The sequence below is a fragment of the Sphingomonas sp. ERG5 genome, from assembly GCF_000803065.1.
In the GTDB taxonomy this organism is placed as follows: Bacteria; Pseudomonadota; Alphaproteobacteria; order Sphingomonadales; family Sphingomonadaceae; genus Sphingomonas.
This window is the reverse complement of record NZ_JSXI01000010.1, coordinates 1-11,771: the sequence shown is the minus strand read 5'-3', so window position 1 is coordinate 11,771 and position 11,771 is coordinate 1. Positions and strand designations below refer to the sequence as shown.

Here is an 11,771-nt window from a genome sequence, read left to right as displayed (position 1 = left end):
GGGGCATGACCGGGAGCATGATCCGGCTGCACGATTATTGGCGGTCCTCGGCATCCTATCGGGTGCGTATCGCGCTCGCGCTGAAGCATGTGCCGTATGAGCGGCATGAGATCAGCTTGCTTGACGGGGCGAACCGTGCGCCCGACTATCTGGCGCGCAATCGCCAGGGGCTCGTGCCGACGCTTGAGATCGATGGCGTGATGCTGACACAGAGTCTGGCGATCATCGATTATCTCGATGCGACCTATCCAGACCCGCCGCTGGTCCCGCGCGACGCGCTGGCGCGGGCCCAGGTGCTGGCGCAGGCGCTGACGATCGTGGCGGACATCCATCCGGTCGACAATCTGCGTGTGCTGAAGCGGCTCGAAAACCAGTTTGGCGCGGACCAGGCGGCCCGTGACGACTGGTATCGGCATTGGATCCATGAAGGCTTCGCCGCACTCGAACACATGGCCGGGGACGGCCCGTTCCTGGGCGGCGCTTCACCCAATCTCGCCGATCTCTGCCTCGTGCCGCAAATCTACAATGCGCGGCGCTTCGGGCTTGATCTGTCGGCCTATCCGAAGCTGGTCGCGGCGGATGCCGCGGCGGCCGGGGTGCCCGAGATCGCGGCGGCGCATCCCGATCGGGTCAAGGCGCAGGGTTGATCCCCGCGCCGGCCAGGCGATCGAACAGCGCGAGATAGTCAGTCGAAGCGGTATCGCCGGGCTGCGGCACGGGGCCCGGCCGTTCGCGGCCCGGGGTGATCCAGTGATCGAGCGCTGCGACCAGCGCAGCCGCATCGCCCGGCGGCACGATCGAACCGAGCCGGGGCGCTGTCACGATTTCGCGGATCGCGACGGTCGATTCGGTGGTGACCACTGGCGTGCCCAGCGCCAGGGCTTCGCACAGCACGCCCGGCACGCCTTCGAAATCCGACACCAGCGCCACCAGCGCTGCGCGGGCGATCGCCGGCAGGGGATCGGCGGCATTGCCCGGCAAACTGATCCGGTCGCCCAGGCCGAGCGCGGCGATGTGCGCCTCCAGGGCCTGTCGCCGCTCACCTTCGCCGAGAATGACCAGGGCGATCGCCGGATCGGCGATGCGCGCCATCGCCTCGATCAGCCGCTCCCAGCGCTTCTGTGGCTCGAGCCGCCCGACGCCGAGCAGGAAACGCCCCTCGGGCAATGCCGGCATGACCGCGCCCGGGATGGCACGAGCCGGAGGGTTGGCGATGACGCTGATCCGGCTTGCGGGCATGCCCATCGCGGTGGCGGCTTCATTGGCCATGGCCGGGGTCATCGCGACGACATGGGCAATGAAGCGTGGGTGCAGCCGCAGCCACTGGCGATAGCCCCATGCGACGGGAAAAGGCTGATCGGGACGAATCAGCGCATTCGACACTTTGGCGACGATCGGCGGGCAGGTGGCCCCAAGCCGCAGCCGTATCGTGGCGGCGATGCTGGAATAATGATTGCCCGGGCAGAAGATCAGATCGGGCCTTAGCCGCGCGGCCTGGCGCGGCACGGCGGTGAGCATGGGGGGATACTCGGCCGATCCGGTCGCGATCACCGCCACTCCGTCCGGCAATTCGGCGGCGAGCGGTCCGCTCGGATCGCCGATCACCAGCGTCACGCGCCGGCCCGCCGCAACCCAGTCGCGCATCAGCCGCAACTGCGCGCGCTCCACCCCACCGCCGCGCCACGACTGGGCATAGGTCAGGATATGGCGGGCGGTCGTGGAGGCGGCGGCGGACATGTATCGGGGCTTTCCCGAGAGATGGCCGGGCGTCAAAGGAATTCCCCGATTTGATCCCGACTTGATTTCGGCCCATCGCTTCTCATGTTGCGGTGCGGCAACAATACGGCTATGGGCGCAACGCTCCGTCTTGGAACTGTGCGACAACAGCGGACGTTTTCACCCAGTGAATATTCCCACAAGCGGAGCTTCGATGAGCACGAGCATAGCCGAGGCTTCCTTGCCGCTCGCCCCTGATCTTGCGGGGCTGGAGCCACTTCAAACGATCAAGAGCCGCTGGCCGATGATCATCGGCGCGGTCCTGACCGTCGCGATGGTCGTCGGGCTGGGCCGTGAATTGTTCGGATCCGGACTGGCCGGGTTGAGCCGGATGGTGCCGGCGAGCCCGTTATTCTATTTGTTCTTTGGCATGCTGTACATGTCGCCGCCGACCGGCGATCTGATCATCTTCCGCAGATTATGGGGCATCCCGGTCGCGGACGGTTATGCCGCGTTGCTCAAGAAGCGAATCGCGAACGAAGTCGTGATCGGCTATTCGGGCGACGCCTATTTCTACACCTGGGCGCGGCAGCGCGCGCAAATGATCGCCGCGCCGTTCGGCGCGGTGAAGGACGTGACCATCCTGTCGGCGATCGCCGGCAATGGCATCACCTTGCTGATGATCGCGCTGGCCCTGCCGCTCGGCACGAACCTGATGAGTGAAGCGCAGCTGCACACGCTGGCCGGATCGGCCGCGGTCGTCTTCGCGATTTCGCTGCCCTTCCTGGTCTTCTCCAAGAAAGTTTTCTCGCTGCCGCGCAAGACCCTGTGGTGGGTCTTCATGGTGCATTGCCTGCGGCTGACCGCAGGGTCGGTGCTGATCGCACTGGCCTGGCATTTCGCGTTGCCGACCGTGTCGGTGTGGATGTGGCTGTTTCTCGCCGCTGCGCGCCTGCTCGTATCGCGTTTGCCGCTCGTGCCGAACAAAGACCTTCTTTTCGCCAATTTCGCGATCCTGTTCATCGGGCAGGATCAGGCCCTGTCGGAACTGGTGGCGTTCAGCGCGGCGCTGACCTTGCTGATCCATGTGGTTCTGATTGGATCGTTCGGCCTGTTCGGCCTGGTGAGGAAGAAGGTATGAAGTTGCAATTGGCTGTCGCCCTGGCCGTGTCCGGCGTGGTGGCGACGGCCTTCCCGGCGATCGACGCGGACGCGCAGGCGACCGTGATCGGTAGCGATGCCACGGCGTGTATCGCCGGCGGTGGTCCGGCGATACACGCCAACATCGTCGGGCTGAAGGATCGTATCGGCGAGCTCAAGCTCGAACTCTATCCCGCGACCGAGGAGGATTTCCTCAAGGACGATCGCGACCTGGCCAAGCAAGGCAAATTCTTCCGCCGCATCCGCGTGCCGACGCCGCAATCGGGGGCGGTCTCGGTCTGTATCAAGGCGCCGCGCGCCGGCCGTTATGCCTTGCTCTTCACGCATAATCGCGACGGCAAGAACAAGTTCGATTTCTGGTCCGACGGCGCCGGCTTCCCGAGTAACCAGAAGCTCGGCCGGGCGCGCCCGAAATTGCAGCAGGCCGTGATCAACGTGCCCAATGGCGTGGTGACGATCGAGATTCGCGCGCAATATCTGCGTGGCCTGGGTGGTTTTGCGCCGATAAAGGGCGATTGAACCGATGCGCATCGTCGACGTCAATGAGTTCTACTCACCGACCGGCGGCGGGGTGCGCACCTATATCGACCGCAAGATGGGCATCATGTCCGACCTGGGCCATGAACTGATCGTCATCGCCGCGGGCCGCGAGAATCTGGTCGAGGAGCGCCCGGGCGGCGGCAAGATCATTTACGTCAAGGCGTCGCGCCTGCCGTTCGACAGCAATTACGGGCTGTTCTGGGATGCCGATCCGATCATCCGGCTGCTCGACGAACTGAAGCCGGACCTGGTCGAGGCATCGTCACCCTGGCGCCCGGCCTGGATCGTCGGGCAATGGCAGCCCGACCCCGCGCATGACGCCGCCAAGGTGTTCTTCATGCACAACGACAATGTCGCGGCCTATGCGCTGCGCTGGTTCGAGAGCCTTGCGCCGCATGACCGGATCGAGCGGGCCTTTGCCTGGTACAGCCGTTACATGAGCCGCTTCCTCGACAATTACGATGCGGTCGTCACCAACGGACCGGCGCTGGAAAAGCGCCTGAAGGCGCGCGGCGTGCGGATCGACGCGGCAATGCCGCTCGGCATCGAGCGCGCGCATTTCTCGCCCGACTTCCGCGACGAGAAATTGCGCCGGGCGCTGCTCGCGCAATGCGACCTGCCGCCCGAGGGGCTGTTGCTGCTCGGGCTCGGGCGACATCATCCGGAGAAACGCTGGCAGCTGGTTGTCGATGCGGTCGCCCGCGCGGGCTCGAGCATTCCGGTCGGCATGATCCTGCTCGGCACCGGCGTCGCCAGCCGCAGGATCGAAAAGACCATTGCCGGCTCGCCGCACATCCGCATGTTCCGCCCGGTCTATGACCGCGAACGCCTCGCCCGGATCATGGCAAGCTGCGATGCGCTGATCCATGGGTCGGAAGCCGAACCGTTCGGGCTGGTCGCGTCGGAGGCGATGGCAGCGGGCCTGCCGCTGATCGCGCCCGATACCGGCGGCTGCGCTGAAATCGCCGATCCCCTGACGTCGGAACTCTATACCGCGCGCGACGCGGTTGCCTGTGCCGCGGCGATCAAGCGTTTCCACGCGCGTGACCGCCAGCTGGTGCGCCGTGCGGCGGTCGTTGCCGCCGGCAAGGTGCGCAGCGACCGCGAACATACCGAGGAACTGATGGCCTATTATACCGGGTTGGTCGCGGCCAAGCGCGCGGGACGGTCGCTCAGAGCGGCTTGATATAAAGGCGGAAACGTCCGCCCTCGACTGACGTCTGCCGCCAGCCATTGCGTTTTGCCCACGCCTCCAGCGCCTGATCCAGTGCCGGATCGCCGCTGGTCCATTTCCCTTCGCCACCAATCAGGATCGCGGCGGGTGGCCGGGAAAAATGCGCCTCCAATGTGTCGCCTGAAATGAGCCGGTCCACCGCTTCGATCTTCAGGTCGAGCAGATGATGGCTGCGAAAATAGAAGGGACCTGTGGCGAAGCGCGGATCGGGCATCCGCCCCGCCGCCGGCAGGAATTGGGGCGAGAGTGTCGCGACCGGCCCCGTCACCCCACCCGCATCCATCGCCGCCCCGATCGCCCTGCCTTGCCGTATCGCCTCGATCATCGGCACGTCGGGAACCGCGCGGACGAGTGCCTCGACCGACGGGGCGAGGCCGGCACAGGCGAACACCACCAGCGCGATCCGCGCCCGTCGCCCTGGCGGGGCGGCATGCCAGCCGATCGCGAGGCGCACGAACAGGGGCGGCAGGATCGGCAGCAGATATTGGCGCCAGGTCGGGAAGGGGAGGAGCGCGGCGATGATCCCCGCCCACAGCATCCAGTCGATCGCCCGCCCCGATTGCGCCTGCCCCCATTTTCCTCGCCATCGCACCCGGCTGGTCAGCAGCAATCCGATCAGCGCGGGGCCAAGCGCGAGAAATTTGAGCGTGTCGAGCGCCTTGGCCAGCCAGGACATCTTCCAGGGCCGGTCGTGATAATATTGGCCCGGCGCGACCGCGGGGAATTCGAACACGCCAAACATGAAGCCATGCGGATTCCAGGAGGCGCTGGCCGCCACGAACAGGATGATCGGCAGCGTGCCGGCGGCGAGCCATAGCGGCCGGTGACGGCGATCGAGCAGCGCATAGATGCCGTACGCCGCCGCCGGCAGCGCAAAGGAAATCTTCGCCGCCGCCGCCGCGGCCAGCAACAGGCCGGCGAGCAAGGCGGTCCAGCGCGTGGCGCGATCATTCGCCGCCCGGATCACCAGGGGCAGCGCGGCGGCCAGCAGGGCCACTGGCAGCGCGTCGTTGCGCGCGGTGCCGACGCTGAACAACAGGATGTCGGTGCACGCGAACAGGCCGGCGCCAAGCAATGCCGGGCGCACCGCCGCGCCGCCTTCGCGCGCCGCGCGATAGACAAAGGCGATCGCCGCCGTGCCGAGCAACGCATTGACGATGCGCAGGCCCGGCCAGGCCCAATCACCGAACGCCCAGGCAAAAGGAGCGAACAGGATCGGCTGCAGCGGCACCTGCAGATAGGCGAAATCGCGATAGGGCAGATTGCCCTGCGCCGTCAGCACCGCGGCGGCGACATATTGGCTTTCGTCATGATCGAGCGGCCGCGCCAGCGCGAGCGCCACCAGGAGCAGCATTGCCGTCGCCAGCCAGAGCCTCGCGGAAGTCAGGTCTGGACGCATGGCTCTTTCGTTTCGTGACGGATCGGCGCAGCTTTAGCCAGCGGGGGCGGGCCTGTCACGAACGGCACTGTCACGAACGCGCCATATCAGCAGCGCATCAGACGCCGGCAAAGAGAAGAGGGTCACCATGGAATTCACGATCGATCGCCGTTCACTGGTTCTGACCGGTGCATTGGGGCTGGGCGCTTATGCCATCCCCGGCTTCGCGCAGAGCGCGGCGCTCGCCACCGCACGCGGCTTCACCCATTCGGTCGCGAGCGGCGAGCCGGCGAGCGATTCGATGCTGCTGTGGACGCGCTATGTCCCGGCCGATGGCGGCGCGGTCGAACTGAAGGCCGAGGTGTCGACCACGGCGGATTTCGCGAAGATCGTCAGCGGCGGGGTGCAGATCACCGGGCCGTGGCGTGACCATACTGCGAAGATCACCGTGGCGGGGTTGAAGCCCGGTACGGCCTATCATTACCGCTTCGTCGCGCCCGATGGCAGCATGTCGCCGGTCGGCCGCACCAAGACCCTGCCCGAAGGCAAAGTGGACCGCTTCCGCACTGCGATCTTCTCCTGCTCCAACCTCGCATTCGGTTATTTCAATGCCTATGCCCATGCCGTGGCGCGCGACGATCTCGATCTCGTCGTCCATCTCGGCGACTATTTCTACGAATATAAGCCGGGCGGTTATCCGTCGCTCAAGGACACGGTCGGTGGTCGCCTGCCCGAACCGGCAAGCGAGCTGCTCCATCTCGCCGACTATCGGCTGCGCTATGGCAGCTACCGCGCCGATCCCGACCTGCAGGCGCTTCACGCCCGGCATCCGATGGTCGTGCAATGGGACGATCATGAATCCGCCAATGACAGCTGGGAAGGTGGGGCGCAGAATCATCAGCCGGACGAGGGCGACTGGAACGATCGCCGCGCCGCCTCGATCCAGGCGTATCGCGAATGGATGCCGGTCTCGGACGAGCCGTGGAAGGCCTATGATATCGGCACGCTGGCGACCTTGTTCCGCACCGAGACGCGGCTGCTCGGCCGCACCAAGCAGCCCGATATTGCGCCGCTGTTAAAGGCTGCCGACCCGGCCAGGGCGCTGCTCGATTTCCGCAATGGCGCCTGGATGGATCCGGGCGCGACGATGATGGGCACGCAGCAGGAAAATTGGCTCGACCATGAACTGCGCCAGTCGGTCAAAGCGGGGCAGAAATGGCAAGTGGTCGGCTTCGGCACGATCATGGGCGAATCGATGACGCCGCCCGATGCGCTCGACTGGCTCGCGCCCGGCGCGCCCGCCTATGTGCGCGGCTATATCAGCGAAGGACTGGCGGCGGCAAAGGCGGGCCTGCCGTCCAATTTCGACAATTGGGGCGGCTATCCGGCGGCACGGGCGCGTTTCCTGAAGGGCGCGCAAGGCGCCGGGGCCAATCTGGTGGTCATTTCGGGCGACAGCCATAATGCCTGGGCATTCGACCTGGCGCAGGACGGCAAGGCCGCGGGGGTCGAATTCGCCGGGCATTCGGTCACGTCGGGCGGTTATGAATCCGCATTGACGGCCGATCCGAAGCGCGTCGCGGCGGGCCTGGTCAAGGCCAATCGCGAGCTGAAATGGTGCGACACCTCGCGGCGCGGCTATATGGCGATGACGCTGACGCCCGAACGGGTGAGCAATGACTGGGTGATGGTCGACAGCGTGAAGACCAAATCGGCCGGCGGCGTGGTCGGGTACAGCACGACGGTGGCGCGCGGCCGGAACGTGATGGCCTAACCGCCGGCGGCACCCGTTTTGCGCGGCGCGCGTTTGAGGAGAGGCATCATCCTGCGCTTTTCGGCACGGTCCGATTGGGGCAGGATGCGGCCGCCTTGTAACGGTGACGGGAGTTGGGTGTGCTGAATCGGAAACGGGGTTTGTTTCACAGGGGTCTGCTTCACAAGGGCCTTTTGAGTCTGGCCGGCATGGCGCTTCTCGCCACCGCGGCATGCAGCGGAAAGAGCGGCGGCAATCAGGCGCAGCAGGCCGGTGAGGCGGGCGAACGACAGCTTGGCGATCAGGAAGCCCAGAAGAAGTTCAACACCTATGTGAAGGCGATGAACCTGCTGGTCGATTCCGGCAAGTTCGACGAACGACTGGCCTATTTCGAGCGGCAGAACCCGCAATTGAAAGGCAGCGCGCCGCTCACCGAACTGCATCTGATGAATATCGCCGTCGACCCTATCATCACCAGGCTGGACGAAGCGCGCAAGATGAGCGCGGTCATCCCCGGCGTGGACGAAAAGGCCCAGGCGCTGATTCCGGCACTGACGCAGCTCGACGCGGTCAACACCGAACTGAACGCCTATAGCTCGGCCAAGGAATTCCTGGTCGATGGCGGCAAGAAGGGGCGGGAGATCGCGCCGCGATATCAGGCCGCACTGGCGGCGGCGCGCGATGCGCAACTGCAATTCGCCGACACGACCGCGGCCTATGAATTGCAGCGAGACCGGGCGGCACTGGCCCGGGCCAGGCCGGATTCAGTGGAATTCCATAAGCTGACCGTGACCCTCGCTGCGCGCGCGGCGATGCGCGCGTTCGACAAGATCAACGCACCGGGCGATGACCCCGCCGCCTTCACGGCGAGCCTGTCCACGCTGGGGCAGGTCAACGCGTCGATGGCGGACTTCATCGCCAGGACGCCGAAGACCGGTGCCGGATCGCTCTCCTCCGACTGCCAGCGCTATGTCGGTGAGATCAACTCGATGATCGGCGCCGGCCGCACTTTCACCGCAACGATGAAAAGCAAACCCGCTGACCTGGCCGATGATGCGAAGGACTTTATCGAAGCGTTCAATGACGGCGTTGGCGAAGCATCGAACTGCGAGCTCGAATATGGAGCCTAGCGTCTTGGCCGGTCTAAGTCGGGCCGGCCCCGTCTAAACCGAACAGCGTCTAAACCCGACACCGTCTGAACCGGAAAATCCCTGCGGATCAGGCGCGCACCGCCGTCACGAAATAATCGAGCTTGCGGTCGTCGCTCAGCACAAAGCCCTTGGTGACCGAAAAACTCAGGCCGCGCGTATCGACCACGGCCAGCCCGGCCGCCTCGATCAAAGCGGTCAGGTCGTCCGGGGTCAGGAACTTGTTCCAGTCATGCGTGCCGCGCGGAATTTGCCCGGTGCCTTCCGCCACCGTGATCATGGCGAGACGCGACAGTGCGGTGCGATTGGGGGTCGACAGGATCAGCAACCCGCCCGGCGCGAGTGCGCTGCCCAGGCCGGCGACAAAGCCCGCCGGGTCGCTGACATGTTCGATCACTTCCAGCGAGGTGACGAGATCGAATCGCTCGGCCCCCAACGTCTCGACGCTGCCGGCGCGATACGCGATCGCCAGGCCCGACAGTGCCGCATGGGCCGTGGCGGCGGCGATATTCTCAGGCGCGGCATCAAGCCCGGTGACCGCCGCGCCGAGCCGTGCGAGCGGCTCGCACAGCAATCCCGCGCCGCAGCCGACGTCGAGCGCGCTCTTGCCGGCAAGCGGCGTGAAAAGCGTCTCGTCGATGTGCCAATGCCGGTTCACCTGCTCGCGCACATAGCCGAGCCGCACCGGGTTGAGCTTGTGCAGCATCGCCGACGAGCCGCTGGGGTCCCACCAGTCCGCCGCCATCGCGCCGAAATGCGCGGCTTCGGCCGGGTCGATCGTCACCGCCCGGGTCTTTACGGGCGTCGTTACGGGTGCGCTTGCGTTTGCCATGGCTGGTTCCTATCAGCACCCCCTCCGCAGCCCAAGGACTTCCCGACCTTCCATGTCCGATCACTCACCTCGTATCGTGATGAAATTCGGCGGCACCTCGATGGCCGGTATCGAACGCATCCGCACCGTCGCCGCACGCATCAAGCGCGAGGTCGAGGCCGGCAACCAGGTTGCCGTGGTCGTCTCGGCGATGGCGGGGGAGACCGACCGGCTGGTCAATTTCTGCCGCGAGGCCTCGTCGCTCTACGATCCGCACGAATATGACGTGGTCGTGTCGTCGGGCGAACAGGTGACCAGTGGGCTGCTGGCGATCGCGCTGCAGGCGATCGGCGTGCCGGCGCGCAGCTGGCTTGGCTGGCAATTGCCGATCCGCACCTCGGATGGCCATGCCTCGGCGCGCATCGGCGAGATCGAGACGAGCCGGCTCAACGAATCGCTCGCGCGCGGCGAAGTCGCGGTGATCCCAGGTTTCCAGGGCGTCGCGGCGGGCGAGCGCGTGACCACGCTTGGCCGCGGCGGATCGGATACCTCGGCGGTGGCGATGGCGGCGGCGATGGGCGCGGACCGCTGCGATATCTATACCGATGTCGACGGGGTCTACACCACCGACCCCCGGATCGTCCCGCGCGCGCGCAAATTGAAGCGCGTGACCTATGAGGAAATGCTGGAACTGGCGAGCGTGGGGGCGAAAGTGCTCCAGACGCGCTCGGTCGGTCTCGCAATGAAGGAAAATGTCCGCGTTCAGGTATTGTCGTCGTTCGTCGATGACGACGCGCCGCTCGGCAGCGCGGAACCTGGCACGCTGATCGTCGGCGAAGAGGAATTGGGAACCATGGAACGGCAGCTCATCACGGGAATCGCGCACGACAAGAACGAAGCGAAGATCACGCTGACCGCGGTGCCCGACCGGCCCGGCTCGGTCGCGTCGATCTTCTCGCCGCTTGCCGATGCCAATATCAATGTCGACATGATCGTGCAGAACGTCGCGCATTCGACCGGCTCGACCGACGTGACCTTCACCGTGCCCTCGGCGGATCTCGCCAAATCGCTCGACGTGCTGGGCAAGGCGCAGGGCGATATCGGCTATGTGCAGCTGGTCCATGACACGCGCGTCGCCAAGATCTCGGTCGTCGGCGTCGGCATGCGCAGCCATGCCGGCGTCGCCTCGACCATGTTCAAGACACTCGGCGAGCGCGGCATCAATATCCTCGCCATCACCACCTCGGAGATCAAGGTCAGCGTGCTGATCGAGGAGGATTATACCGAACTCGCGGTGCGCGTGCTGCACACGGCCTATGGGCTCGACGCGGAGGACGCGGCCTGATCTTTTTCGCGGTGTGAATGCCGCCGCCGTTTCCGAACGGCGGCGTCCGCCCAGTTGCAGACGTCGGCTTTGGCGTTAGGGTCGTGACCATGAGGCCATGGATCGAAGGCACAATCTCCATTTTGCGGTGCGAGGGTGAAGGCCATCTCACGCCCTACCTCACGTTTAGCGGTGACACCGACATGGTGACAGCAGGACTTGCATCTCTGTCGAGCATAATTCTTGATGAGATCGTTGTTGCCGAGATGGCCTCCCAAGAGCTTGACGATGAAGGGGGAAAAGCATTCCAAGGCCGCATCAACAGCTTGCTTGCCCGCAACGATCTCAGATTTGTGCGTCTGCGGCGTGTAGAAGGCGCCACGCTGGCTGCAGGATCGTCATTCCAAGATTTTCGACAAACCTATTCACCGCCTCGGTTGGTTTTTGCGTGCCCTCGATGTGGCTTAGATGCAGCAACCGGGCGATCAGCAACGCCCTCTGACTACAAAAGGGCTGGCGGAACGCTGACGGTCGTTGCCGATTTGGAAATTCGAGACCGACCTCCAGAATGACCGCTTCCCACCGAGGCTGTGTGAAAACGCCATTTGAGCGGCGGCGCATTGAGCTGCGGCACGGGCATTCTTACTGCTGCATCGCGGCGATCAGACCGGTTGCTCCCATCAGGGCGATTGCGCGTTTGATGTTA

11 protein-coding genes are annotated in these 11,771 nt (G+C 65.2%); 8 read left to right on the top strand and 3 right to left on the bottom strand.

Features of this window, described 5'->3' with window-relative positions:
- Nucleotides 1-5 precede the first annotated feature (5 nt).
- A complete protein-coding gene (gene maiA, locus OO12_RS02280) occupies nucleotides 6-647 on the top strand; it encodes a maleylacetoacetate isomerase (RefSeq protein WP_034157057.1) in 642 nt (213 codons plus the stop codon).
- On the opposite strand, the gene OO12_RS02275 is transcribed toward maiA, so the two are convergent.
- Nucleotides 631-1,737 (bottom strand): glycosyltransferase, encoded by a 1,107-nt coding sequence (locus OO12_RS02275; protein ID WP_034157020.1) that lies wholly within the window; start codon nucleotides 1,735-1,737, stop codon nucleotides 631-633. The genes maiA and OO12_RS02275 overlap by 17 nt on opposite strands.
- Nucleotides 1,738-1,930: 193 nt before the next feature.
- Here OO12_RS02275 and OO12_RS02270 point away from each other — a divergent pair, with 193 nt between their 5' ends.
- From OO12_RS02270 to OO12_RS02260, 3 genes are read left to right on the top strand one after another with little or no spacing between them, the layout of a single operon-like run.
- Nucleotides 1,931-2,857, top strand: a complete 927-nt coding sequence (locus tag OO12_RS02270; protein ID WP_052215447.1) for a hypothetical protein — start codon at nucleotides 1,931-1,933, stop codon at nucleotides 2,855-2,857.
- The gene (locus tag OO12_RS02265; protein WP_034157019.1) at nucleotides 2,854-3,396 is read left to right on the top strand and encodes a DUF2141 domain-containing protein; all 543 of its coding nucleotides are present in this window, start codon (nucleotides 2,854-2,856) and stop codon (nucleotides 3,394-3,396) included. The genes OO12_RS02270 and OO12_RS02265 overlap by 4 nt, the downstream gene beginning before the upstream one ends.
- Nucleotides 3,397-3,400: 4 nt before the next feature.
- Nucleotides 3,401-4,603: a glycosyltransferase gene (locus OO12_RS02260; protein ID WP_034157018.1), complete on the top strand. Its 1,203-nt coding sequence runs from the start codon at nucleotides 3,401-3,403 to the stop codon at nucleotides 4,601-4,603.
- Here the strand turns inward: OO12_RS02260 and OO12_RS02255 are convergent.
- On the bottom strand, nucleotides 4,590-6,050 hold the full coding sequence (locus tag OO12_RS02255) for a glycosyltransferase family 39 protein (protein WP_034157017.1): 1,461 nt from the start codon (nucleotides 6,048-6,050) through the stop codon (nucleotides 4,590-4,592). The two genes, OO12_RS02260 and OO12_RS02255, sit on opposite strands and share 14 nt — an antisense overlap.
- Nucleotides 6,051-6,177: 127 nt before the next feature.
- Between OO12_RS02255 and OO12_RS02250 the strand changes: the two genes are divergently transcribed.
- Together OO12_RS02250 and OO12_RS02245 are read left to right on the top strand one after the other, a co-directional pair.
- Nucleotides 6,178-7,803 (top strand): alkaline phosphatase D family protein, encoded by a 1,626-nt coding sequence (locus tag OO12_RS02250; RefSeq protein WP_034157016.1) that lies wholly within the window; start codon nucleotides 6,178-6,180, stop codon nucleotides 7,801-7,803.
- A 188-nt stretch (nucleotides 7,804-7,991) separates the two neighbouring features.
- On the top strand, nucleotides 7,992-8,912 hold the full coding sequence (locus OO12_RS02245) for a DUF3829 domain-containing protein (protein WP_034157015.1): 921 nt from the start codon (nucleotides 7,992-7,994) through the stop codon (nucleotides 8,910-8,912).
- An 88-nt stretch (nucleotides 8,913-9,000) separates the two neighbouring features.
- Here the strand turns inward: OO12_RS02245 and ubiG are convergent, their stop codons facing one another.
- Nucleotides 9,001-9,762 (bottom strand): bifunctional 2-polyprenyl-6-hydroxyphenol methylase/3-demethylubiquinol 3-O-methyltransferase UbiG, encoded by a 762-nt coding sequence (gene ubiG / locus OO12_RS02240; RefSeq protein WP_082006289.1) that lies wholly within the window; start codon nucleotides 9,760-9,762, stop codon nucleotides 9,001-9,003.
- A 79-nt stretch (nucleotides 9,763-9,841) separates the two neighbouring features.
- On the opposite strand from ubiG, the gene OO12_RS02235 reads away from it, so the two are divergent.
- Together OO12_RS02235 and OO12_RS27845 are read left to right on the top strand one after the other, a co-directional pair.
- Entirely contained in the window at nucleotides 9,842-11,086 is a 1,245-nt protein-coding gene (locus tag OO12_RS02235; protein ID WP_235364657.1) for an aspartate kinase, read from the top strand.
- Between the two features lie 89 nt (nucleotides 11,087-11,175).
- Nucleotides 11,176-11,637, top strand: a complete 462-nt coding sequence (locus OO12_RS27845) for a hypothetical protein (protein ID WP_152616222.1) — start codon at nucleotides 11,176-11,178, stop codon at nucleotides 11,635-11,637.
- Nucleotides 11,638-11,771: the final 134 nt, after the last annotated feature.